Genomic DNA, 24,582 nt, shown 5'->3' on the forward strand with positions numbered 1-24,582 from the left:
TCAGTCCACCGGGGGCGGGCCCGGGGCCTCCGCCGGGAGCCTGGCGGCCAAGAGGGCGCCGACGGCCACCAGGCCGGCGGTGAGCAGGAGGGCGATGCGGTAGGGCGTCGGGCCCGCGCCGTCACCGACCGCGCCGAGCAGCGCCGCCGTGGCGGCGATGCCGAGGGCGCCGCCGAGGGTGCGCAGGATGGTGAACAGGCCCATCGCGCGGCCCATGGCGGGGGGCGGGACGTCGGCGAAGCCGGCGATCTGGACGGTGAGCACGGCAGTGCCCAGGATCAGGCCGACGCCGAACATCAACGCCCTTACCGCCCAAGGGTTTTCCGCGAAGCCGAGGGAGCCGATGACCACCGCCGCGAGCAAAAGCGCGGGCAGGACGAGGCGGCGCGGACCGAGCCTCGGAAGCAGCCGGTCGACCACCTGCGAGGCGGCCATCAGGCCGATCGCCTCCGGGAAGACGCTCAGCCCGGCGTCCAGGGCGGTGGCGCCGCGCACCGCCTGGTAGAGCAGCGGCAGCACGAACAGCGCGCCCATCAGCCCGGCCGCGGTCAGCAGCGCCAGCCGGCTCGCCGCACCGAAGGTTCGGTCGGCGAGCAGCCGCAGGTCCACCAGCGGTTCGGCGGTGCGCAGTTGGTGCCGTACGGCCGCTCCCAGCAGGGCCAGTCCGAGCAGCCCACCGAGGGCCACGCCCGGGGATGTCCAGCCGTGCGCCGGGCCGAAGCCGAGGGCGTAGGTCAGCAGCCCGAGGCCGGGGGTGGCGAGCAGGAAGCCGGTGGTGTCGAAGCGGCCGGCCGGAGGTTCCTGCTCGCTGCGCAGGCCGAGCAGCCCGATGACCACGGCGGCGGCCCCGATCGGCACGTTGACCAGGAACAGCCAGTGCCAGGACAGGTGCTCGGTGAGGAAGCCGCCGAGCGGCGGCCCGAGGGCGGGCATCAGCGCGGTCGGGACGATCAGGATGCGGCCCAGGCCGGCCCGCTCGTGCGGGGCGAAGGCCCGGAACAGCAGGGTCATCCCGACCGGGGTGAGCAGCCCGCCGGCCACGCCCTGGACGGCCCGGGCCGCCGACAGCGAGCCCAGGCCGGGCGCCGCCGCGCAGAGCGCGGAGGCGAGCGTGAAGGCGGCGAGCGAGCCGAGGAAGACCCGCTTGACGCCGTACCGGTCGCCGAGCCAGCCGGCCACCGGCAGGCCGAGGGCGAGGCCGACCAGGAAGGCGGTCTCCACGGCGTTGGCGGCCTCGACGGGCCGGCCGAAGTCCTCGGCGATGCTGAACAGCGCCGGGTTGACGATGGTCGAGTCCAGGCCGTTCATGCACATCGCGGCCGTGTAGACGACCACCACCGCGGCGCGCCCCGCGAGCAGGGGGCGCGCCGGGGCCTCGACCACCGGAGGGCTCACAGGGTGATCCAGTTCGCGGTGATCCACTCCAGTGCGGCCGCTCGCCCGCACGGGCCGTGGGCGATGCTCCAGCCGGCCGGGACGGCGGCGAAGGCGGGCCACAGGGAGTGCTGTCCTTCGGAGTTGACGAGCGCGAGGAACTCGCCGTCGGCGTCGAAGGGGTTGGCGGGGGCGTCACTCATGGGAGGACCTCTCCAGGTGGTCGGCGATCACGCTCGCGATGTGCGCGATCGGGGCGGGCAGGGTCATGTCCTTGTGGGAGCAGGCCACGTCGGTGTCGGCGATCCGGCCGGACACGTACGGCGTCCAGAGCTCGGGCACCAGGGCCTCGTCGATGGTGTCGACGGTGGCACGGAAGAACAGCACGTCGCCGTCGAAGCGGCGGTGGTCGTAGCCGCGCACCAGGTGGTTGGTGTTGAGGTAGATCCGGTTCAGCGCGGCCACGGTGGCCTCGTCGAGACCGGCGAGCGGGCTGCCCTCCCGGCGCAGCAGCTCGGTGACGGCGCCGAGTTCGAGCGGGCGGCCGTCGAGGTCCGCCGGCCCGAAGCCGCCCATGGTGAGCAGCGCCTCCAGCGCCTCGGCCTGGTCGGGGACGGGCAGTTCGCGGAAGCCCTCGGCGGGGTAGGCGTCCAGGATCGCCAGCAACTCGACGCTCTCGCCGAGCTCCTGGAGCCGGACGGCCACCGCGTGCGCGATGATCCCGCCGGTGGACCAGCCGAGCAGTCGGTACGGGCCCTCGGGCTGGACCTCGCGCAGCCGGTCGGCGTAGTGCGCGGCCAGCTCCTCCAGCGTCGCGGGCAAGGGGAGTTCGGCTGTTGCGGCGCCGACGCCCTGGGCCTGGAGGCCGTAGATCGGCACCTCGCTTGACAGGTTGCGGATCAGGCCGGTGTAGCACCAGCTGAGGCCGCCGGCCGGGTGGACGGCGAACAGCGGGCGCTGCCGGCCGGGGGCGACGGGCCGCAGCGGGAGCAGCACGTCCAGGGCGTCGGTGTCCGGCGCGCCCGCCGCGAGGGCGGCGTCCAGGGCGGCCACGGTGGGCGTCTGGAACAGTGCACCGATGCCGACCTCCAGTCCGAGCACCTCGCGGATCCGCCCGGCGAGGCGCACGACCAGCAGCGAGTGCCCGCCGAGCGCGAAGAAGTCGTCCTCGACGCCGACCGCGGCCACGCCCAGCACCTCGGCGAACAGTTCGCACAGCTGCTGCTCGCGCGGGGTGCGCGGCGGGCGGCCGGCGCCCGCCGCGGGGGCCTCGGGGGCGGGCAGGGCGCGCCGGTCGAGCTTGCCGTTGGCGGTCAGCGGGAGGCGGTCGAGCAGCACCACGGCGGAGGGCACCATGTGCGCCGGCAGTTCGGCGGCGGCGTGGGTGCGCAGCTCGTCCGGCTCGGCACCGGCGGCCACCGCGTAGCCCACCAGCCGCCTGTCCCCCGGTACGTCCTCCCGGACCACCACCGCGGCGTCGGCGACGGCCGGGTGGGCGGCCAGCACGGCCTCGATCTCGCCGAGTTCGATCCGGAAGCCGCGCAGCTTGACCTGCTGGTCGGCGCGGCCGAAGTATTCCAGCACGCCGTCGGTGCGGCGCCGGGCGAGGTCCCCGGAGCGGTACATCCGGGTGCCGCGCTCGCCGAACAGCTCGGCGTACGGGTCGGCGACGAAGCGGGTGGCGGTCAGCTCGGGACGGCCGAGGTAGCCGCGGGCCAGACCGGCCCCGGCCACGTACATCTCGCCGGTGACGCCGGGCGGGACGGGCTGGAGGTGCTGGTCGAGGACGTAGACCCGCAGGTCGGGGATGTTGACGCCGATGGTGCTGCTGCTCCCGGCGGCGGCGCTCGCCCGGTCGAGGGCGATGTACGAGACGTGCACGGTGGTCTCGGTGATGCCGTACATGTTGACCAGCGTGGGCGCGTCCTCGGCGTGCCGGTCGTACCAGTCGTCCAGCCGGGCGAGTTCGAGCGCCTCGCCGCCGAACACCACGTAGCGCAGGGTGAGTTCACTGCCGGGGCGGTCCCGGTCGGCGGCGCTGAGCTGGTAGAAGGCGGACGGCGTCTGGTTGAGCACGGTGACCCGCTCGCGGGCGAGCAGGTCCAGGAAGGCCGCCGGGTCGCGGCTGACCAGGTGCGGGACGACGACCAGCCGGCCGCCGTGCAGCAGGGCGCCCCACAGCTCCCAGACCGAGAAGTCGAAGGCGTAGGAGTGGAACAGCGTCCACACGTCCTCGGCGCCGAAGCCGAACCAGTGGTCGGTCGCGCTGAACAGCCGGACCACGTTGTGGTGGGTGACCGGCACGCCCTTGGGCCGGCCGGTGGAGCCGGAGGTGTAGATGACGTACGCGGTGTCCTCGGCGCTCAGCGGGCGGGTGCGCTCGTGCTGGGCCAGTGGGACGGCCGGGTGGCGCTCGGACTCCGGCCCGTCGACCAGGAGTCGGCGCACCTCGTGGGCGGGCAGCCGGGGCGCGGTGGCGCGGTCGGTGAGCAGGGCGGCGGGGGCGGCGTCGGCCAGCATGTAGGCGAGGCGGTCGGCCGGGTAGTCGGGATCGAGCGGCAGGTACGCGGCGCCGGACTTGGCCACCGCCAGCAGGGCGACGACGAGTTCGAGCGAACGCGGCAGCGCGAGCGCGACGATGGTGCCGGGGCCGATGCCCTCGGCGGCCAGCAGCCGGGCCAGCCGGTCGGCTCGGGCGGCGAGTTCGGTGTAGTCGAGCTGCTCGTCCTGGTAACTGACTGCGATCGCATGCGGGTTGGCGGCGGCGGCCGCCTCGAACAGCTCGGGCAGCGTCACGCTCGGCTCGGAGGCTACGGGGGCGCCGTTCCACTCGACCAGGGCGCGCAGCCGCTCCTCCTCACTGACCAGCGGCAGCCGGCCGATCGGGGTGTCAGGGGCGCTCGCGGCGGCGGTGAGCAGCCGGGTCAGGCGCTCCCCGAGGGCGGCCACGGTGGTGGCGTCGAACAGGTCGGTGCGGTACTCCAGGAAGCCGCCGATGCCGCCGCCGGGCAGTTCGCCCGCGTTGAGGGTGAGGTCGAACTTGGCGGTTCCGCTGGGGATCGCGGCGATCTCGGCGGTGAGGCCGCCGCCCAGGGCGATCCGCTCGTCCGGGCGACTCTGCCAGGCGAGCATCACCTGGAACAGTGGGTGACGGGCGAGCGAGCGGGCCGGGTTGAGTTCCTCGACCAGGCGGTCGAAGGGCAGTTCGGCGTGCTCGTGCGCGGCGAGCACGGTGCTGCGGACCCGGGCCAGCAGTTCGCGGAAGGTCGGGTCGCCGGAGGTGTCGGTGCGCAGCACCACCGAGTTGACGAAGTAGCCGACCAGTGCGGCGGTTTCCTCGTCCTCGCGGCCGGCCACCGGGGTGCCGACCGGGATGTCGGTGCCGGCGCCGTGCCGGGTGAGCAGGGCCGCGAGACCGGCCTGGACGGCCATGAAGACGGTGCTGTCCGCGGCCCGGGCGAGCCCGGCCAGGGCGGTGTGCGCCTCGTCGCCGAGGATGAAGGGCACGGTGGCGCCCTGATGGCCCGCGACGGCAGGGCGGGGGCGGTCGAGGGGCAGCTCCAGTTGGTCGGGCAGTCCGGCGAGCGCGGCGCGCCAGTGCTCCGTCTGCCGGACGGCGAGCGGGCTGGGCGCGTCGGCGGTGCCGAGCCGCTCCCGCTGCCAGGCCGCGTGGTCGGCGAACTGGATGGCGTGCTGCGGCAGTTCGGGTTCCCGTCCGGCGGTCCTGGCGGTGTGGGCGGCGGCCAGGTCGCGCAGCAGCGGGGTGGTGGAGGCGCCGTCGCTCGCGATGTGGTGGAGCAGCAGGAGCAGGGTGTGCTGCTCCGCACCGCCGGCGGGCCCGGTGGAGGATGCGGCGGGCCCGGCGATCCCGGTGAACAGTGTGGCGCGCAGGGGCGGTTCGGCGGTCAGGTCGAAGGCGTACCGGACGGCATCGGCCAACTCGCCGGTTCCGTCGTGCAGTTCGACGGCCGACGGCGGCAGGATGCGCTGGTACGGGGTGCCGTCCGGTTCCTCCCCGTAGACGGTGCGCAGGACTTCGTGCCGGGCGACGAGGTCGCCGAGCGCAAGGGTGAGGGCGCGCCGGTCGAGCGGGCCGGTGAGGGTGAGCGCCAGCGGGATGTTGTAGGTGGGGCTGGGGCCTTCGAGGCAGTGCAGGAACCAGAGGCCGCGCTGGGCGGGCGAGAGCGGCATCCGCTCGGTGCGTGGTACCGGCACCGGGGCCGAACGGCGCTCCTCGGCCTGCGCGGCCTCACCGCGGACCGCGCCGAGCAGGGCGGCGAGGCCCGCCGGGGTCGGCTGCCGGAACACGTCGGCGAAGCCGACCGGGGCGGCGAAGGTGTCGCGCAGCCGGGCTGCCAGGCGTCCGGCGAGCAGCGAGTGGCCGCCGAGGTCGAAGAAGGAGGCGTCCCGGCCGGGCGCCTGCGGCAGGCCGAGGACCTCGGCGAACAGGCCGCACACCAGCTCCTCCCGGGGCGTGGCCGCCGCCGTGCCTTCGGCGGCGACGGCCGGCTCGGGCAGGGCGCGGTGGTCGAGCTTGTCGTGGGCGGTGCGCGGCAGTTCGTCCAGCAGCAGGACGGCCGCCGGGACCATGTGCGCGGGCAGCCGGGCGGCGAGCGCGGCGCGCAGCCCGTCCGGGTCCGGCGCGCTGCCGCTCTCCGGGACGGCGTAGCCGAGCAGGCGCTTGCCCTGCGGGCCGGGGCGGGCGATCACCACGGCCTGGGCGACGCCGGGCAGTTCGGCGAGGACGGCGGCGATCTCGCCGGGTTCGACCCGGAAGCCGCGGATCTTCACCTGGTCGTCGGCCCGGCCGAGGAACTCCAGGGTGCCTCCCCCAGCCTCCGGCCGGGGGGACCCCCATGGGCGGCGCCGGGCGAGGTCGCCGGTGCGGTACATCCGGCTGCCGGGAGGGCCGAACGGGTCGGCGAGGAAGCGCTCGGCGGTGAGGTCGGGGCGGCCGAGGTAGCCGCGGGCCAGGCAGGCGCCGGCCACGTACAGCTCGCCGGTGACGCCGTCGGGCACGGGGCGCAGCGAGCCGTCCAGGACGTAGGCGCGGGAGCCGCGCACCACCCGGCCGTGCGGGGCGCCGTCCGGGCCCGGGGTCCAGGCGTAGGCGTCGACGGTGGTCTCGGTCGGGCCGTAGAGGTCGACGGGATGCAGGCCGGGGACGGCGGTCAGGCGCTGCCAGAGCGCGGGCGGGGTGGCCTCGCCGCCGACCACGAGGACGGACGGGCGGTGCCGGCCCTCGTCCAGGATGCCTTCGGCGAGCAGGACTTCGAGGTAGGAGGGGGTGAGGTCGAGGTAGTCGATGCGCTCGCGGTCGAGGTGGGCGGCGAGGGCGGCCGGGTCGCGGTAGGTGGCGTCGTCCAGCAGGTGGAGCTCGTGGCCGTGGACCATCCAGAGCACCGGGTCCCAGGAGGCGTCGAAGGCGAACGAGGCGCTGTGGGCGACGCGCAGCCGGTCCCGTCCGGTGCGGCGCACGGCGGGGGCGATGTGGTCCTCGCCGAGGCCGGCGTGCAGGTTGGCCAGTGAGGCGTGGGTGACCACCACGCCCTTGGGGCGGCCGGTGGAGCCCGAGGTGTGCAGCACGTAGGCGGGCTGGTGCAGTTGGGGTGCGGGCGGGGCGGTGTGGGGCTCACCGGCGGCTTCGGGCGGGCCGTCGGCCTGCTCCGGCCGGACGGTGGGCAGGCCGGCGGGCAGGTCGAGCCCGGCGAGGGCCTCGGCGGTGCCGATCGCGCAGACCGGGCGGGCGTCGGCCAGCACGGCGGCCAGGCGCCGCGCCGGGTGGGCGAGGTCGAGGCAGACGCAGGCGCCGCCCGCCTTGAGGACGGCGAGCATCGCGACCAGGGTGTCGGTGCCGCGCGGCAGGGCGATCGCGACCGGTGCGCCGGCCCGGACGCCGAGGGCGGTCAGCCGGTGGGCGAGCCGGTCGGCGGCGGCGTCGAGCTGCCGGTAGGTCAGCGCGGCCGGGCCGCAGCGGACGGCGACGGCGTCCGGGGTGCGGGCGGCCTGGGCGGAGAACAGCTCGGGCACGGTCCGCTCGACCGGGGGCTCGGTACGGCCTTCGGTGGCGTGGCGCAGGCCGTCCGGGTCGAGCAGGTCGATCCGGGCGATCGGCGTCCGCGCGTCGGCGAGCAGCAGGTCGGCCAGGGCGTCGAGGTAGCGCAGCAGGCCGTCGCGGTGGGCGGCGAGGGAGGCGGCTCCGTGGCGGGCCGGGTCGGCGTCGATGACCAGGCGCAGTGCGCCGTCCGGGCCGGGCGAGACGTTCAGGGCCAGGTCGTCGACCGGGCCGGCGGCGAGGTTGCGGACGGTGCCGGGCAGGCCGGCCAGGTCGAGGTCGCTCTCGAAGGCCTTGATGTTGACCATCGGGCCGAACAGGGCGCGGCGGTCGCCGGTGCGGGCGAGGTCGCGGCGCAGGTCCTCCAGCGGGTAGCGCTGGTGGCGGCGGACGGCGCGCAGCTCGCGGACCACGGCGCGCAGCAGTTCCTCGGCGCTGTCGGCGGGGCGGACGGCGAGGCGCAGCGGGAGCACGTTGGCGGCGGCGACGGGGGCGCGCAGGGCGGCCGGGCCGCGGCGGTTGGCGAGCGGCAGGCCGAGGACGACGTCCTGGGTTCCGGTCAGGCGGTGCAGGTAGCCGGCCGCGGCGGCGAGGAGCAGCTCGGCCCAGGTGGCGCGGACGGCGCCGGCGGCGCGCTCCAGGCGGTCGCGGGTGCCTGCGGGCAGGTCCGCGGTGAGGCGGATCGATTCGCCGGACGCGACGCCGGTGCTGCCGTTGTCACCGGCGACGGGCTCGGGGGTGCCCGGGAGGGTCGCCGGATGGCCGGCGCCGGCCATCCGGGCGGACCAGTGGGCGCGGTCGGCCTCGTACTCCGCGCTCCCGCGGTACGCGGCCTCCTCGGCGGCGGCCTCGGCGAGTCCGGCGAAGGGGCTCGGGGCGGGTTCGGCGCCGGTGGCACGGGCGGCGTAGAGGGCGGCGACCCGATCGCCGAGGAGGGTCAACGCGTAGGCGTCGACGGCGAGGTGGTGGATGCGGCGGTACCAGAGCCGGCGGTCCCCGGTGAGCCGGATGAGCGCGTGGGTGAACAGCGGGCCCTCGGCGAGGTCGGCCGGGCGGGCGAGGTCGGCGCGCATCCAGGCCTCGGCCTCGGCGGCCGGGTCTGCGGCGGCGCGCAGGTCGAGGTGGTGCAGCGGCCAGCTGCGGCCGGGGCGCAGCCGCTGGCGGGGCGTGCCGTCCGGGCCGGTGACGACGACGGCGCTCAGCGCCTGTGCCTCGTCCACCGTCTGCCGCAGTGCCTGCTCGAACCGGTCCTCGTCGAGCGGACCGGTGATCTCGACGGCGTCGCCGGTGTTGTAGACCGGGCTCGCGGGGTCGAGGGCCTGGGCGTACCAGATGGCGGCCTGGGCGGCGAGCAGGGGGATGTCGGCGGTCTGGCTGTCGGCGATCTGGGTTTCGACGGCAGGCATGGGGTGGAGAGCTCCTCGGGGATCCGGAACGCCTTACTTAGGTTAGCCTAATCTAACTTCATATGATCTGGTCAACGGCCCCGCAGGGCCGGGACCCTGACAATCCGGAGACGCCGCCCATGCCCCCGACCGAGCCCCTCGCCGAACCGTCGACCACGCCTCTCGCCGACGCCAAGCAGGCCCTGCGCGACCGTGTCCAGGCACACCGGTCCGAGCTGCTCGCGCTCAGCCGCCGCATCCACGCCCACCCCGAGACCGCCTTCGAGGAGCACCTCGCGGCCGCCTGGTGCGCCGAACTGCTGCGCGCGCACGGCTACGCGGTCACCGCACCGGCCCACGGCCTGGCCACCGCGTTCGACGCGCGCCTCGGCAGCGGACCGGTCACCGTCGCGCTGGTCTGCGAGTACGACGCGCTGCCCGGGCTCGGCCACGCCTGCGGGCACAACCTGATCGCCGCCGCCGGGATCGGCGCGGCGCTCGGGCTCGCCCCGTTCGCGGACCGACTCGGGCTCACCGTACGGGTGATCGGCGCGCCGGCCGAGGAGCGCGGGGCGGGCAAGGCGCTGCTGCTGGAGGCCGGGGCGTTCGACGGGGTGGACGCGGCGATGATGGTCCACCCCTGCCCCGTCGAGGTCGCCGACTTCCACTCCTTCGCGCTCGGCACGCTGTCCGTCCGCTACACCGGGCGCGCCGCCCACCCGAGCCTCGACCCGCACCGGGGGCGCAACGCCGCCGACGCGCTCACCGTCGCCCAGGTCGCGATCGGGCTGCTGCGCCAACAACTCCCTCCGCAGTGGCGGGTGCACGGCATCACCACGGCGGCCGGGACGGCGCCGAACCTGATCCCGGACAGCGCGAGCGCCGAGTACGAGATCCGGGCCTCGGTGGCCGAGGACCTCGCCGAACTGCGCTCCCGGGTCGAGGACTGCTTCCGCGCCGGGGCGCTCGCCGCCGGTTGCGAGGTGGAGCTGACCCGGCCCGATCCGGACTACCTGGACATGCGCTCCGACCCCCGGCTGCTGGCGCTGTGGCGGGCCAACGCGGCGGCGCTCGGCCGGCCGGAGCCGGTCGAGAGCGGGCCCTTCGCCTGTACGGACATGGGGAACGTGTCGCACGCGGTGCCGTCGATCCATCCGGTACTGGACATCACCGGCGGCGCCTGCGCCCCGCACGAGGCGGCGTTCGCCGAGGCGGCGCTGGGCGCGGAGGCGGAGCGGGCGGTGCTGGACGGTGCGGTGGCGATGGCCTGGACGGCGGCAGACCTGGCTGCGGGTCGGGCGGCAGGTCGGGTGTGGGACCTCGCGGCGGCTCCAGCGGCCACGGCGGCCACGAACGAATGACAGCCGACAACTTTCAGCGAACAGACAACGAAATCTGTTCGCTGAAAGTTGTCATCCGAAAGCCGTCCGCCCGCCCTCACCCGCCGAACAGCACCCCCGGCGCCACCCGCACCGCCGTCACGCCCAGCTCCCGCACCAGCACCCCGACCTCGCCCTCCTGCCACGGGTCGGCGAGCACCACGGCGGCGCCCGTCCGCAGCGGCCACAGGTACTCCCAGAGCGGCAGGCCCAGGTGCAGCACCCGGTCGCCCGGCCCGAGCGGGTGGGCCGCCTGGAGCTCGCGCACCCGGCGGTCCGCCTCGGCGTGGGTGAGCCGGACGGCGGTCGGGCGCCCGCCCTGGCCGCACCCGACGCAGAGCAGGTGCTGCGGGGTGAGCGCCCGGGGCGGGTCGGTGGGCAGCTCGCCGCCCGTCTCCAGCCCGGCCAGCGCCCCGGGCACCCCCTCCCCCAGCACGCAGACCGGAGCGTTCTCCGCGAGCAGCCGTTCCCGCCGCCCGGGGGTGTCCGCCGGGTCCAGCGGCAGGTACGCCGCGCCCGACTTCGCCACCGCCAGAAGCGCCGTCAGCAGCTCCGCCGGACGCCGGACGGCCGCCAGGCCGACCACCGCGCCCGGGCGGGCCCCACAGGCGGCCAGGGCGCGCGCCAGCCGGTTGGCCGAGACGTTCAACTCCTGGTAGCTGACGGTCTCCCCGCCCGCGAGCACCAGCGCCGGCGCGTCCGGCGTCCGGGCCGCCTGCGCCTCGACCGGCCCCACCGCGGTGGTCGCCGGGTACCGCACCGCACGACGTGGCAGCGGAGGCAGCTCGGACACCGAGGCCGCCGAGGGCGGCACCGCGGCCGGTTCCGCTCCGCGAACCGCGTCCCGGACCGCCCCGCCCACCCCCGCCGCCATCACGCCGCGCCCAGCAGCTCGGCCCAGGCCCGGATCTCCGGGCGCTCCGCGAGTCGGACGAACGCCACCTCGGCGCCGTCCTCCTGCCAACGCGCGGCGAGGGTCATCAGCCGGATGGAGTCCAGCCCCCAGTCGACCAGGTTCTCGTCCAGCGGGATCTCCGCCGGGTCCTCGTCGAGCAGGTCGGCGACCTCGGCCCGGATCCGCTCCACCGTGAAGCCCGCGCCCGTCACTTCCCGCCCACCCCTTCGAGTTCCACGAGGTCCGAAACCCCTGGGACGCCCGAGGCGGCCGGCTCCGCGACCGGCCCCAGCGCCCCGAGCACGGCCTGCGCCGTGGTGACCACCCCGCAGCGCCCGGCCACCCAGGCCAGCGCGCCGCGGTGCTCGGCCGGGCCGAAGTCGGCGACCGCGTCGGCCACCACGAAGGCCTGCACGTCCCGCATCCAGGCGTCGCAGGCGGTGGCCTGCACCCCGATGTGCGCGTACACGCCGGTGATCACCAGCTGGTCCCGCCCCTGCTCGCGCAGCAGCTGCTCCAACTCGGTGCGCACGAAGGCGCTGTACTTCCACTTGGTGAGCACCGTGTCGCCCGGTGCCGGGGCGACGGCCTCGGCGATCGCGGTGGCCCGCGGGTCGTCCGGGATGCCCGGGCCCCAGAAGTCCTGCTGCAGCCCGCGTTCGGCCGGGCTCTGTCCGCCGAGCTGCGCCGAGTACACGACGGGGACGCCGGCGGCGCCCGCTGCCCCGGCCAACACCGCGACGTTGCCGAGGAGTTCGGGCACCGGAGCGGCCTCGGTGTCGAAGGCGTCCAGGAAGTGGTTCTGCAGGTCGTGCACCAGCAGGACGGCACGCGCCGGGTCCACCGTCCAGGCGACCCGGTTGGCGGGCAGTTCCTCGGCGGCGGGCATGGGATAGCGGGGGATGCGGGGCAGGCCCACGGTGGTGCTCCTTGGATTCGGTCCGGAAGCCGGATGCGGACGGGAAGGGATCAGCCGGCGGTCAGCGAGGCCGCGATCGCGGCGCGCAGGTCCTTCTTGCTGACCTTCCCGATCCCGGTGGCCGGGAAGGCCGCGACGAACTCGACCCGGTCCGGCACCTTGTACTCGGCGAGTCCGCGCTGCCGCACGAACCGCTTCAACTCGACGCCCTTCGGGGGCTTTTCACGGTGATCGGCGCGCAGCACCACGTACGCGCAGGTGCGCTCGCCCAGGTACGGGTCGGGCATCGACACCACCGCCGCGTCGTGCACCGCGGGGTGCGCGAGCAGGTGGTTCTCGATCTCCTCGGCGGCGACCTTCTCGCCGCCCCGGTTGATCTGGTCCTTGGCCCGCCCCTCGACCACCAGGTGGCCGGTCGGGGTGCGCCGGACCAGGTCCCCGGTGCGGTAGAACCCGTCCGCGGTGAAGGAGTCGGCGTTGTGCGCGGGCGCGTTCCAGTAGCCGCGGATGGTGTACGGGCCGCGCGTGAGCAGGTGGCCGGTGGCGCCGTCGGGCAGGTCGCGGTCCTGGTCGTCCACCACCCGGACCTCGTCGTCCGGCGAGATCGGCCGGCCCTGGGTGGTGGTGACCAGATCCTCCGGGTCGTCCAGCCGGGTGTAGTTGACCAGTCCCTCGGCCATCCCGAACACCTGCTGGAGGGTGCAGCCGAGCACCGGCCGCACCCTCCGGGCCGCCTCCTCGCTGAACTTGGCGCCGCCGACCAGCAGCACCTCCAGGCTCTCGTAGCCGCGGGCGCCGCGTTCGGCCGCGTCCAGCCAGAGCAGTGCGAGCGGCGGCACCAGCCCGGTGATGGTCACGCCCTCGCGCTCGATCAGCGGGAAGGCCGTCTCCGGGGCGGGCTGCGGGCAGAGCACCACCCGGCCGCCGGCGTACAGCGTGCCGAGCGAACCCGGCGAGCTGAGCGGGAAGTTGTGGGCGGCGGGCAGCACGCACAGGTAGACGCTGTCCGGGTCCTGCCCGCACAGCTCGACCGAGCCGCGCAGGGAGTAGATGTAGTCGTCGTGGGTGCGCGGGATCAGCTTCGGCACACCGGTGCTGCCGCCGGAGAGCTGGAGGAAGGCGACGTCCCCGGGGCCGGGCTCGCCGCCGAAGGCCTCGGGGCCGGGACCGTCGCAGGGAACGTCCGCGAGCCGGACGTGCTCCCCCGGGTCCTCACCGGCCACCAGGACCAGCCGCAACGCGGGGTTCTCCGCCCTTACCCGGCCGGCGAGTTCGCGGTAGTCGTAGCCGCTCTCGACGGCCGGCACCACGTACGCCGCCGCCTCGGTGAAGGAGCAGAAGTACCCGATCTCGGCGTACCGGTGGGCGGGCAACGCGAAGACCGGCAGCGCGCCGATCCGGAACAGCCCGAAGATGACCTCGAAGAACTCGGCGGCGTTGGGAAGTTGGACCACCACCCGGTCCCCGGACCGGATGCCCCGGGCGAGCAGTCCGGCGGCCATCCGGTCGGCCCGGCGGTCGAGTTCGGCGTACGTCCAGCGCCGCTCCGTCACCGCCACCGAGTGGCCGCCCGGGTCGACGACGGCGATCCGCTCGCCGTGCGCGGCGGCGCGCTCGCGCAGCATCCGCCCGAAGGTCTCGCCGCGCCAGTAGCTGGCGGCCCGGTAGCGCTCGGCGAACTCGGCGGGGTACGGGGTGAACCCGTCCAGCGGTGTCACCGGGCCACCCCTGCGGCGTCCAGGAAGGTGCGGAACTTGGCGCTGGTCTCGGCGAGTTCGTCCTCCGGCCGGGACTGCTCGACCACGCCCGCGCCGGCGTACACCCGCAGCGTCCGCCCCTGCGCCTCGGCGCAGCGGATGGTGACCACCCACTCGCCGTCGCCGGTCGCGTCCTCCCAGCCGACCATGCCGGTGTAGAGGCCGCGGTCGAAGGGCTCGACCTCGCCGATCACCCGGCGCGCGACGTCCGTCGGCGTGCCGCAGACCGCCGGGGTGGGGTGCAGCGCGCAGGCCAGTTCCAGGGCGGAGACCGCGGGGTCGGCCAGCTCGCCCCGGATCGTGGTGGCCAGGTGCCACATCGCGGCCGTCCGGACCAGGGTGGGCCGTTCGGGTACCTCCAGGGTGCGGCAGTACGGTTCCAGCGCCTCGCGGATGGCGTCCACCACGACGGCGTGCTCGTGCAGGTCCTTGGGCGACTCCAGCAGCGCGGCGGCGCGCCGGACGTCCTCGCCGAGGTCCTCGCTGCGCGGCACCGAGCCGGCCAGCGGGTTGGCCAGCACGGCCGTTCCCCGCCGGGAGAGCAGGAGTTCGGGGCTGGCGCCGATCAGGGTGCGGCCGCCGCCTGCCGGGACGGCGAAGGTGTAGCCGCCCGGGTCACGCCGGGCCAGCCGCTGCAGGACGGCGGGCAGGTCGAGCGGCTCGGCGGCACTCAGCTCCAGCGTCCGGGCCAGCACCACCTTGCTCAACTCCCCGCCGCGCAGCCGCTCGACGGCCGCCGCGACGCCCGCGCCGTACGCCTCCGGCGCGGGCACCGGGTCGATCCGCCAGTCGATCCGCTCGGCCGACGGCGCGGGCAGGGCGATCAACGGGTCGTCGCGCAGCGCACCGGCGGTGCGGACCCGGGCGGGGACGGCGAGTTCGACCCGGCTGTCCCGGTCGAACGCCACCGCGCCGACCACCAGCGGCCGCTCGACCCCGGCCCGGCCCGCCTCGGCCAGCGCCTCGGTGACCCGCACCGGCAGCGGCCGCCCGTCCTGCGGTACCCGGGCGTGCACACCGGAGCCGAGCAGGGTGCGGGTCGGCGAGGCGAAGAACGTCTCGTCGGAGCCGGCCCGGTACTGGCCGAGCAGTCCGCTGGCCGCGCCGATGACGGCGTGGTCCGGGCCGTCGGCGAGGGAGGTCGCCGGGGCGTCGGGCCCGGCGGGTATCGGCCCGGCAGGGGCGTGGTGCACCGTGGTCACGGCGGTTTCTCCAGTCTGGGACGGTTCTACGGGAGGACGAGGAGGAGGGGGTGGGCGGAGCACCGCTCGGCTCCACTCAGGCGCGCAGGGTCGCGCCGCCGTCGACGTACAGGTCGTGCATGGTGATGTGCCGCGCCCGGTCGGAGGCCAGGAACACCACCGCCTCCGCGATGTCGGCGGGCGCGGCGATCCGCCCGAGCGGGATGCCGACCCGCCAGGCGCCCGGGTCGCCCTCGATCACCCGGCGCTCGGCCGCCTCGGCGTCCTCGCCCCACAGCGCGCGCTGCATCTCGGTGTCGGTCGAGCCGGGCGACACCACGTTGCACCGCACCCCGGACCGGGCGAGTTCCAGTCCCAGACAGCGGGTGAACATGGTGGCCGCCGCCTTGGACGCCGCGTAGGCGGCCATCCCGGCCCGCGGCACCCCCGCGGCGTTGGACCCGACGGTCACGATCGCCCCGCGTCCGCGGGCCGCCATCCGACGGCCGACGGCACGGCTGGCGTGGAAGACGCCGGTGGTGTTGACGGCGAAGGTGTCCGCCCAGTCCCCGTCGGTGAGTTCGACGACCGGAGCGGTACGCAGGATCCCCGCGACGTTCACCAGCGTGCCGATCGGCCCGAGCTGACTTTCGGCCAACTCCACGGCTCCGTCCACGGCCTGGGCGTCGGAGACGTCCAGCACGTACGGACGCACGGACGGCACCTCGGCCACCAGGGCGTCGAGCCTGTCGGCATCGCGGTCCACGGCCGCGACGACGGCACCTTCGGCCACCAGCGCCCGCACCACGGCCGCGCCGATGCCCTGCCCGGCCCCGGTGACCATCGCGACGACACCGGCGAATTCGGACTGTTGCTGCACAGGACATCCCCTCCGACCAGCAAGATTAGGCAAGCCTAACCTAACATAGCTGCTCACCCGCGCCGAGAGCCTGTGCGAACGTCAACTCGCTCCGGCCGCCCGCCCCGGAAGCACGCCCGGACACGACGAGGCCGCCCGGCCCCAGACGGGTCGGGCGGCCTCGGTGTCCCGTTGTGGTCGCCCCGCGGGTTCCTACGGCAGGCGGCTCGCGAAGACCGGGTCGAAGCCGTCGTGGCCTTCGCCGTCGAGATGCCGCGCACGGTGCAGGCCGCCGCGCAGGGCGACGCGCCGGAAGGCGAGGCTCGCCGGGCGGACGCGGGCGGTCGGCGGGAGGCCGGCAGGAGGTCGGGGGCATGCGGCGGCCGCCCAGGCGGCGGTGGCGGCCTCGGCGGGGCGCTGCGGAGAGGGTCGGTCGGTCGTCAGTTCCTCACGCCCGCCCGTGACGGGCGCCCTAGTGTGGTGCGGCGGGGGCCGTCGAAGCCTTCGCGGGAGCCGTCGGCGCCTTGGCGGGAGGAGTCGAGGCGGGAGGAGTGGAACCGGGAGCGGTGGGGGCGGTCGGAGCCGGGGCAGGCGCCGCCGCGCCGGGGGCGGCCGGTGCCGGGGAGAGGCCGGTGCAGCCGCGCAGGCCGTCGCGGCGCTTGAGGGCGGCCTCGGCGGTGGCACCGGTGACCGGCTCCGGGATGCCCTTGTCGTCGATGGTGGCCGGGGTGAAGGCCTCGCCGGTCACCTTGCCGTCGGCGGTGAGGGTGAGGGTGGTGACGCCGGTCTCGTTGGAGTTGGCGTAGTTGGAGGTGCCGTACCAGAGGAAGTTGCCGAAGCCGTACCCGATGTAGGTGTTGCCGAGCATGCCCGAGCCGACCATGGTGTGCGCGTGGGTGCCGACCACGGCGGTGGCGCCGGCGGTGGCGAGTTTCTTGGCGATGGTGGTCTGCGGACCGGTCGGGCAGGCCTTGCCCTCGTCGCCCCAGTGCAGGTAGACGAGCACCACCGGGGCCTGCTGCTTCGCCGTCTCCACCGCTTTGACCAGCGCCGGGACGTCCAGCGCCGAGGCGATGCCCGGCTTGTTGGCGCCGGCCCGCCACTTCTGGTTGGTGATGTCCTCGACCTGGCTGGCGGCGACCACGGCGACCTTCACCCCGCGCACGGTGGTGACGTACGGCGCGTACGCCTCCTTGGCGTTGCGCCCGACGCCGACCACCGGGATCGGCGAGGAGTCCTTGGCGGCGAGGGTGTCGGTGAGGCCGTCGGCGCCGAAGTCCACGGCGTGGTTGTTGGCCATCGAGACGACGTCGACGCCCGAGTCCTTGAGCACCGACAGCGCCTTGGGCGAGGTGCGGAAGGTGTACGTCTTCGGCTCCGGGGCGCCGCGCCCGGTGATCGCGGTCTCCAGGTTGAGGACGGACAGGTCGGCGTCGGCGAGGGTGCGGGAGATCGGGCCGAGCGCCGGCTCGGGCGGCTGGACAGCCAGCCGGGCCTCGGTGCGGCCCTCGAAGTGGACGTCCCCGGCGAAGGCGACGGTGATGGTGCCGTCGGGCCGGGGCGGGGCGCTCTTGCCCGGGGCCGTGCCGGAGGGCGAGCCGTCCGGCGCCGAGGACGCGCTCGGCGGGACGGGGGCGGCGGAGGCCGGGGCCGGGCCGGGGTCGTCCGGCCCGCAGGCGGCGACGGCGGTCATTCCGACGAACAGCGCGACGGTGGCCGCGAAACGGCGCATGAGTGGATCCCCCCGAGGATGATGCAAGCGCGGTCAGCCTACGCCACCGAATCACCACCACCTGGACCCGAGCCCGCAACATTCCGGCCACAAAGGGCACTGGCGGGCCCTGCCCGGGCGGCGGCGGCCGCTCCCCGGACGGCCCCCTGGCCCACCCGTCCCAATCGCCCCGCCCGACCCGGCCGCCGCGTCCCTGGCGCGGAGGCGGGCGGGCGCGCAGCGTGGTGTAGAGGGGGCGAGCTCCGTGCCGTAGGCCGGGAGGTGTGACGTGATGGGCAGCAATCAGCCCTCCCCCGTGGGCGGCGATCAGGCCTCCCCCGCGGGCGGCAGCCGACCCTCCCCGGCCCGGGCACGCCGGATCGTGGTCGGCATCGACGGCTCCGAGCCGTCGAAGGCGGCCCTGCACTGGGCGGTCGGCCAGGCCGTACTGACCGGGGCGACGGTGCACGCGGTGGCGGCCTGGGAGTACCCCTCGCTGTACGGGTGGTTCGCACCGATGGTGGACGACGGTTTCGAGCAAACCGCCCGCCGCACGCTGAGCGCCGAGATCAACCAGGTCCTCGGCCCGGACAGCCCGGTGGAGGTCCGGCAGAGCCTGGTGCTCGGCCACGCCGCCGAGGTGCTGCTGGAGGCGGCCGAGGGGGCCGACCTGCTGGTGCTGGGCAGCCGGGGCCGGGGCACCTTCGCCCGGGCGCTGCTCGGCTCGGTGTCCACCCGCTGCGCGGTGCACGGGGTCTGCCCGGTGGTGATCGTCCGCGCCGACGGGACGGTCGCCGCCCCGCCGCAGGCCGTGGCCGCCGGCGTCGAACAGCAGGCTCGCGGCGCCGTGCGCACCAAGGACTGGCAGCTCAGCCTGCACGTGGTCGAGGACGAGGACACCACCCGGGTGCACGCCGTGCTGGACGCCGACGGCAACGTGCTGCACAGCGACACCCGCTCCCGCCGCAACCCCCGCGACGCGCCGGCCCCGGAGGTCGGCGACGATTTCGCGGTCGGCCGTGCCCTGGTGGACCTCGGCCACCAGCTGCTGCGCGCCGGCGTCCACGGCGCAACCGGGCCCACCGAGGAGTGAGCGACCGCCCACCCGTGGGTGAGCACCGGGCCGCAGGGTGAGCGCCGACCGGTCGGGTACGCCATGCTGGATCACCGCTGAACCACCGTACCGCCCCTCCCGTGCCCCGACCGGAAGAGCCGCACCCCGCCATGGACACCGACCCGGCCCCCGAAAGCCCGGCCTCCGAACGCGCCCCGACCCCGGACTTCACCTCCGCCCCCGAACGCACCCGGGCCCCGGACTTCACCCCCGCCGAGCGCGCCCGGGGCCGTGCGCTGCGCCGCGCCCAGCTGCCGTGGGCACTGGGCGGCCGGCTGGCGGGCCTGGCGCTGACCCTGCTGCTCGGCCTCACCCCGGCCGGTGCCGCCCTGGTGACCGTCGCCGGCGGCTGGTTCGGCGGTTCCCGGACGGCCGGGGTGCTGGCCGGCGCGACGGCCCTGGTGCTGCTCGGCAGTGCGCTGCAACTGCCGTTCGGCGCCGGGGTGCGGACGGTCCGGGCCCGGTACGGGCTGGTGACCCAGGGCTGGGCCGGCTGGGCGATGGACGCCGTACGCGGCCTCGCGCTCACCCTCGTCCTCGTCCTCCCACTCGTGCTCGGGCTGTTCGCGCTGACCGCGTGGTCGCCGCAGCGCTGGTGGCTGCCGGCGGCGGGCGCGGCGGCGCTGCTGACGGCCGCGCTCTCCTTCCTCCACCCGCTGCTGATCGAGCCGGTGTTCAACCGTTTCTCCCCGATGCCCCCGGGGACGCTGCGCACCGCGCTGCTGGCGCTGGCCGAGCGGGACGGCGTCCGGGTGCGGGACGTCCTGGTGGCGGACGCCTCCCGCCGCACCACCGCGCTCAACGCGTACGTCTCCGGGTTCGGGGCGACCCGCCGGATCGTCGCGTACGACACGCTGCTGACCGCCGCCGAACCGCGCGAGGTGGAGCTGGTGGTCGCACACGAGCTGGGGCACGTCAAGCACCGGGACGTGCCGGTCGGCACCGTGCTGGGCGCGGTCGGTGCGGCCGTCGCGGTGGCGGTCCTCGGCCTGCTCGCCGCCTGGCGGCCGCTGCTGGACGCCGCCGGGGCGACCAGCCCGGCGGACCCTCGGGCGCTGCCGCTGCTGGCGGCGCTCGCGGCGCTGCTGGGCGCGCTGTCGGGGCCGCCGCAGTGCGCGGTGAGCCGCCGGATCGAGGCCAGGGCGGACCGGCACGCACTCGAACTGACCGGGGACGTCGAGCAGTTCGTGGCCATGCAGCGCAGACTGGCCGTGGCGAACGTCTCCGATGTCGACCCGTCGAGGGCGCTTGAGCTACTGTTCGCCACTCACCCGAGCACGACCAGCCGGATCGCCGCTGCCCGCGCCTGGCAGGCCGCACCGGAGCAGCGGTCGCCGGAGCGGCGCGCAACCCCGGGCAAGTCCGTTGTATAGTGCAACAAATATCGAGGAGATAGGAACGCCGTGCCCGGCCGTCAGTCGTCCATCGAGACCATCCAGCGCGAGCTGACCGCCTTCGCCCGCCGCGCCCGGCACAAGGCCTCCCAGCTGCACCCCGACCTGTCCCTGGTCACCTACAGCATCCTCGACCTGATCACCGAGCGCGGCGGCTGCCGGGCCGCCGACGTGGCCGCGTACTTCATGCTCGACAAGTCCACCGTCAGCCGTCAGGTCACCGCCCTGGAGAAGCTCGGCCTGCTGGCCCGCGAGACCGACCCGGACGACCAGCGCGGCCAGATCCTGCGCGCCACCGAGGCCGGGCTCACCCTGCTGCGGGACGCCAACGAGCAGCGACGGCTCTCCTTCACCGCGCGCTTCACCGACTGGTCGGACGAGGACGTCGCCCGCTTCGCCGACTACCTGGCCCGCTACGGCCAGGAGGGCTGACGGCGGCCCGCAGAACTGCCCGGCGCAGCGCCTCCGGGTGCGCTCCGCCACCTTCACGGTGTACAGAGGAGGAGTGCCCCTCCGGCAGCGTCCCGATGCGCCGCACCCACCGCCCGCGCCGCGTCCCCCCGACCGCCGCCGCGCCTGGCGACCGGACCGCCGGGTGCTGACGGCGCTCACGCTCGCGCTGATCGTGCTGATCACCGTGGTCGACATCCTCTCCCCGCCGGATGTCCACCTCGGCCCGCTGCTGATCGTCGCCCCAGCCCTCACCGCCTCCTTCGCCGGCCCCCGGGCCACCGCCGCCGTCGCCGCGCTCGCGTTCGCCGCCCTGAGCGTCATCGGCGTCATCCGCGAAAATCTGACCAGCACCAACATCGAGACCCAGCTGTGCGCACAACTGGTCGTCTCGGTGCTGATCGTCGGCCTGCGGGTGCTGCGCGAGCGGCACGAGCGCGAGCTGGCCCGGGTGCGCTCGGTGTCCGAGGCGGCCCAGCGGGTGCTGCTGCGCCCGCTGCCGGAACGGATCGGACCGCTGCACCTGGCCTCCGTCTACCTGGCCGCCGAGGCCGAGGCGCAGGTCGGCGGCGACCTGTACGCGGCAGCCCGCACCACCACCGGCACCCGGCTGCTGGTCGGCGACGTGCGTGGCAAGGGCCTGTCCTCGCTCGGCGACGCGGCCCTGCTGCTCGGCGCCTTCCGGGCCGCCGCCCACCTGCACGCCGAGCTGCCCGACCTGGCGGCCTACCTGGATGGCAGCGTCAGCTGGGACCTCGCCCAGCTCGCCGAACAGTCCCGGTGGGACCGGCAGCACCGGCAGCACCGGCAGGCGCTGTCCGCGCTGCCCCGCCCCGCGCCGGAGGAGCTCCCCACGGAGAGCGGCGAGTCCGGCGAGTCCTTCATCACCGCGGTTCTGCTCGACATCCCCGACGACGGCTCCCCGGTCCGCCTGATCGACTGCGGCCACCCGCCCCCGCTGCTGCTGCTCCCCGACGGCATCACCACCCTCGCCGCCCCTCACCCCGCCCCGCCGCTGGGCCTCGGCGAACTCGCACCGGTGCGGTACGAGACGGAGACCTTCCGGCTCCGGCCCGGCGACCGGCTGCTGATCTACACCGACGGCGTGATCGAGGCCCGCGACGCCCAGCGGCGCTTCTACCCGCTCACCGAACGCGTCACCGCCTGGCGCGCCGAGCGCCCCGCCGCCCTGCTCCAGCACCTGCGCCGCGACCTGCTCGCCCACGTCGGCGGTCGGCTGGACGACGACGCGGCCATGGTCGTGGTCGAGCGGCTGCCGTGAGGGCGACGGACCGAACTCCGCGGCACACCGGCCCCCGCCCCTCGTCGCGAACCGAGCACACGACGGCCGAGACGGCAGCTGCGACATGTCGAAGCAGTTCGCGGTCATCGACGGCACCTGGGTCGACCCAGCCGCCCCGCCCGCCCCGGGCCGCGTCCTGTCGACGGGCGGCGTTCAGGCACGCTCGGGTCGGGCCGGTGGGCGGCGGCTGCGGGACGAAGGGCCTCGACGCAGGAGCGGGCCGGCGCGGCGGCGCCGCGGGACTCCAGGGCGTCGGGTCAGCCACTGCGCGCCCACCCAGCCCCTCCAGCTCCCCAGCTCCCCAGCTCCCCAGCTCCCCAGCTCCCCAGGGGACAGTCTGGCAACCCGGCCCGGGCCAAAGCGACGGCCCGGCGTTTGACCGACTGTCCCGAGTCGGCAGGAACGAAGGCGGCCGGCCCTAACGGATTGCTTTCTCATGACTTTCGGATGACTTTTCCCTTCCAATCCGTTCGTTAGCATGGCCGCACCCATGTCGACCAGAGTCGACATAGCCGGGTAGGGGGAACTGACCGTGAACCACATCCATGTCCAGACACACGCGTTGCGACAGTCGGCGAACGGCCTCACGGAGTCCGCCAAGACATTCGGACCCGTCGGGCACTGGCTCGACAACAGCCACACGGCCGCCGACACGATGTCGGCCTGGGACTCCGGTCCGGCGCTGAAGGACTGTGCCGACGCCTGGCAGGCCCACGTGAAGTCGGTCGTCGATCAACTTCACCTCCATTCGGCGCAGTTGCACGAATCGGCACACTCCTACGACCAGGCCGACCAGGAGTACGCCCGCCGTCTCGACGCGGCACTCGGCGACCTCTCGGGGACGGCGGCGGGACCGCAACCGTGACGATGACCATCGCAGCGCTCAAGGCCGCCAACAGCATCGACGTCGACGCCGCCGCCGGCTCCTGGCTCGCCCTGTCCAAGCAGGCGTGGCAGGCCGTCAACGACATCCACGCCAACGGTGTGGACCCGCTCAAGGAGAACTGGAAGGACAGGGTCGGCGAGGCCGCCGGCCGCAAGCTCCAGGAGCAGGCCCAGATCCTGGAGGCCGGCGCGGACATCATGCGCGGCGTCGTCATGGTCCTCGACGGGCTGAGCGCCAGCATCACCCGGGCGAAGCTCACCCTGAACTCCGCTCTGGACATGGCCAAGCAGTGCGGCCTCACCGTCGACGAGACCACCGCCACGGTCCACGGCAGCGGCGGCGCGGCGCCCTCGAACGACAACGCTGTCCAGGAGGTCGACGCGATGCTCCAGGAGGCGCTGCGCGAGGCCTCCCAGGCCGACAAGCTGGCCTCCGCCGAGCTGCGAAAGCTCGCCGCAGCGACCTGCGAGACCGACCCGCGCAAGGCGTTGGACCAGCTTCAGCGCGAAGCCTCACAGACCGAACTGTCCATGTACACCGGGGACATCCCCAGCGGGCAGGACCCCCGGCTGGTCGCCGACTGGTGGAAGGCGCTGACCGACAACCAGCGCAAGCAGCTGATGCTCTCCGATCCCGTGACCCTCGCCAACCTCCCGGGCATCCCCGACGATGTGAAGGTGGGTCTGCGCGGTGGGCCCGACGCCAAGTACGACCGGGTGAAGACGGTGCAGTGGGCGCTGGAGCACTGGAACGACACCACCATCGACGTCTTCGACGACAACTGCACCAACTTCGCCTCCGAGGCGCTGCGCCAGGGTGGCGTGCACGCCAAGTGGGACCAGTGGTGGGGGTGGCGCGGGGACGACACCTGGGGGCGCAGCGACGATGCGGGCGGTGACTGGCTCGACCAGCGGCTCGACTATTCGAAGAGCTGGGCCGGGGCGCAGAACATGCACGACTTCATGATGCGCCACGGCGGCCAGGAGGTCTCGCCGGACGAGGTGAAGCCCGGGGACATCGTCTACTACGAGGAGGACTCCGACCAGGACTCCCAGGACAAGAAGGGTGTCGTCCACCACACTGCGGTGGTGACGGCGGTGACCCCGGACGGGGACATCCGCTACACCCAGCACAGCGGCGGCCAGCAGAACGCGAGTGTGGGCGGTCGGATCGACAGCTTCCAGGAGCAGCGCGGGCACCAGAAGCTTCACTTCGTCCGCGTGAACCCGGACTGGTACTAGGCGTATGAGTGAAGAACAGCGCTCCCCCCGGTGGCTCGGGGCGGGCGGCCCACTGCTGCTCGGCTGCCTCGGGTGGGCATGCAGTGTGCCGACGCTCGCCGCGGACGGCGACGTCCGCAGGCTCGTGAGCCGCTGCCAGGACAGCCCCGGCGCCCCGGCTCACGTACTTCCGCTCGCCTGGGCGGGGCTGGTGTTGGGCGTCGTGGCGGTGTGCTGGGGCGGTTGGCAACTCGTCACCGCCGTTCGGCGCAGGACGTTCCGGATCGGCCTGGGGCACGCTCTGCTGTGCGTACTGCTGCCGGTGGCGGCGATCGGGGTGCCGTTCCAGTACGCCCTCGCGCAGACCGCCGCGCACGACACCGGGACGCAGCACAGCACCTGCTTCGGGCAGGGCCGGTTCACGGGCGCGGTCGATCCGGCCGTGGTGGGTCAGGCACGGCACACGGCCTGATCGCTGCCGGACGAGCCCGAGCCCGAGCCCGATCCCGAGGAGGGTGGCGGGCGCAACAACCGTCGCACGGAGGACGCCGGGGTGGCAGAGGCGCGCGAACATGCTGAGGCTCCTTTCCCTGGGCCGGACGGCCCCGCTCGTGGTGCCTCAACGATGGCCCCCACCGCTTCTCCCGCGCCTGTACCGAACGGCACAACCTGAGCGGCGACACAGCGGTGCCCCCTGCCG

At 74.9% G+C, this 24,582-nt stretch carries 18 protein-coding genes; 8 read left to right on the forward strand and 10 right to left on the reverse strand.

Annotation, left to right across the window (positions count from 1 at the left end):
* The 3 genes from ACFU7Y_RS07920 to ACFU7Y_RS07930 are packed head-to-tail and all read right to left on the reverse strand — an operon-like array spanning window position 1 to window position 8,835.
* The gene (locus ACFU7Y_RS07920) at window positions 1-1,395 is read right to left on the reverse strand and encodes a DHA2 family efflux MFS transporter permease subunit (RefSeq protein ID WP_224283372.1); all 1,395 of its coding nucleotides are present in this window, start codon (window positions 1,393-1,395) and stop codon (window positions 1-3) included.
* Entirely contained in the window at window positions 1,392-1,577 is a 186-nt protein-coding gene (locus ACFU7Y_RS07925; RefSeq protein ID WP_224283373.1) for an MbtH family protein, read from the reverse strand. The genes ACFU7Y_RS07920 and ACFU7Y_RS07925 overlap by 4 nt, the downstream gene beginning before the upstream one ends.
* On the reverse strand, window positions 1,570-8,835 hold the full coding sequence (locus tag ACFU7Y_RS07930) for an amino acid adenylation domain-containing protein (protein WP_380766806.1): 7,266 nt from the start codon (window positions 8,833-8,835) through the stop codon (window positions 1,570-1,572). Before ACFU7Y_RS07930 ends, ACFU7Y_RS07925 begins: the two co-directional genes overlap by 8 nt.
* Window positions 8,836-8,954: 119 nt before the next feature.
* Here ACFU7Y_RS07930 and ACFU7Y_RS07935 point away from each other — a divergent pair, with 119 nt between their 5' ends.
* On the forward strand, window positions 8,955-10,175 hold the full coding sequence (locus ACFU7Y_RS07935; RefSeq protein ID WP_380766807.1) for an amidohydrolase: 1,221 nt from the start codon (window positions 8,955-8,957) through the stop codon (window positions 10,173-10,175).
* A 76-nt stretch (window positions 10,176-10,251) separates the two neighbouring features.
* Here ACFU7Y_RS07935 and ACFU7Y_RS07940 read toward each other — a convergent pair whose 3' ends face one another.
* The 7 genes from ACFU7Y_RS07940 to ACFU7Y_RS07970 form a co-directional block, all read right to left on the reverse strand.
* On the reverse strand, window positions 10,252-10,986 hold the full coding sequence (locus ACFU7Y_RS07940) for an AMP-binding protein (protein ID WP_380766809.1): 735 nt from the start codon (window positions 10,984-10,986) through the stop codon (window positions 10,252-10,254).
* An 80-nt stretch (window positions 10,987-11,066) separates the two neighbouring features.
* A complete protein-coding gene (locus tag ACFU7Y_RS07945; RefSeq protein ID WP_224283169.1) occupies window positions 11,067-11,300 on the reverse strand; it encodes a phosphopantetheine-binding protein in 234 nt (77 codons plus the stop codon).
* Window positions 11,297-12,007: an isochorismatase family protein gene (locus ACFU7Y_RS07950; RefSeq protein ID WP_224283170.1), complete on the reverse strand. Its 711-nt coding sequence runs from the start codon at window positions 12,005-12,007 to the stop codon at window positions 11,297-11,299. Before ACFU7Y_RS07950 ends, ACFU7Y_RS07945 begins: the two co-directional genes overlap by 4 nt.
* A gap of 50 nt (window positions 12,008-12,057) precedes the next feature.
* Entirely contained in the window at window positions 12,058-13,725 is a 1,668-nt protein-coding gene (locus ACFU7Y_RS07955) for a (2,3-dihydroxybenzoyl)adenylate synthase (RefSeq protein ID WP_380766811.1), read from the reverse strand.
* Window positions 13,722-14,933 carry an isochorismate synthase DhbC gene (dhbC, locus tag ACFU7Y_RS07960; protein ID WP_380766824.1) on the reverse strand — a complete coding sequence of 404 codons (1,212 nt, stop codon included), beginning with the start codon at window positions 14,931-14,933 and terminating at the stop codon, window positions 13,722-13,724. Before dhbC ends, ACFU7Y_RS07955 begins: the two co-directional genes overlap by 4 nt.
* A 109-nt stretch (window positions 14,934-15,042) precedes the next feature.
* Window positions 15,043-15,825: a 2,3-dihydro-2,3-dihydroxybenzoate dehydrogenase gene (locus tag ACFU7Y_RS07965; protein ID WP_224283172.1), complete on the reverse strand. Its 783-nt coding sequence runs from the start codon at window positions 15,823-15,825 to the stop codon at window positions 15,043-15,045.
* Between the two features lie 451 nt (window positions 15,826-16,276).
* Window positions 16,277-17,536 (reverse strand): CapA family protein, encoded by a 1,260-nt coding sequence (locus ACFU7Y_RS07970; protein WP_224283173.1) that lies wholly within the window; start codon window positions 17,534-17,536, stop codon window positions 16,277-16,279.
* A gap of 271 nt (window positions 17,537-17,807) precedes the next feature.
* On the opposite strand from ACFU7Y_RS07970, the gene ACFU7Y_RS07975 reads away from it, so the two are divergent.
* The 7 genes from ACFU7Y_RS07975 to ACFU7Y_RS08005 all read left to right on the forward strand — a co-directional run bounded on the left by ACFU7Y_RS07975 (window position 17,808) and on the right by ACFU7Y_RS08005 (window position 24,354).
* Window positions 17,808-18,608 (forward strand): universal stress protein, encoded by an 801-nt coding sequence (locus ACFU7Y_RS07975; RefSeq protein WP_308020270.1) that lies wholly within the window; start codon window positions 17,808-17,810, stop codon window positions 18,606-18,608.
* Window positions 18,609-18,709: 101 nt separating this feature from the next.
* A complete protein-coding gene (locus tag ACFU7Y_RS07980) occupies window positions 18,710-20,002 on the forward strand; it encodes a M48 family metalloprotease (protein WP_380766814.1) in 1,293 nt (430 codons plus the stop codon).
* Window positions 20,003-20,032: 30 nt separating this feature from the next.
* Entirely contained in the window at window positions 20,033-20,455 is a 423-nt protein-coding gene (locus ACFU7Y_RS07985; protein ID WP_049651037.1) for a MarR family winged helix-turn-helix transcriptional regulator, read from the forward strand.
* A 163-nt stretch (window positions 20,456-20,618) separates the two neighbouring features.
* Window positions 20,619-21,755, forward strand: coding sequence for a PP2C family protein-serine/threonine phosphatase (locus tag ACFU7Y_RS07990; protein WP_380766816.1), 1,137 nt, complete (start codon window positions 20,619-20,621; stop codon window positions 21,753-21,755).
* Between the two features lie 553 nt (window positions 21,756-22,308).
* Window positions 22,309-22,641: a type VII secretion target gene (locus tag ACFU7Y_RS07995; RefSeq protein ID WP_380766818.1), complete on the forward strand. Its 333-nt coding sequence runs from the start codon at window positions 22,309-22,311 to the stop codon at window positions 22,639-22,641.
* Between the two features lie 2 nt (window positions 22,642-22,643).
* Window positions 22,644-23,903 carry an amidase domain-containing protein gene (locus ACFU7Y_RS08000; RefSeq protein WP_380766825.1) on the forward strand — a complete coding sequence of 420 codons (1,260 nt, stop codon included), beginning with the start codon at window positions 22,644-22,646 and terminating at the stop codon, window positions 23,901-23,903.
* A 4-nt stretch (window positions 23,904-23,907) separates the two neighbouring features.
* Entirely contained in the window at window positions 23,908-24,354 is a 447-nt protein-coding gene (locus ACFU7Y_RS08005) for a hypothetical protein (RefSeq protein ID WP_380766820.1), read from the forward strand.
* The last annotated feature ends 228 nt before the right edge of the window (window positions 24,355-24,582 follow it).

Origin of the sequence: Kitasatospora sp. NPDC057542 (assembly GCF_042801945.1) — a bacterium.
Taxonomy (GTDB): domain Bacteria; phylum Actinomycetota; class Actinomycetes; order Streptomycetales; family Streptomycetaceae; genus Kitasatospora.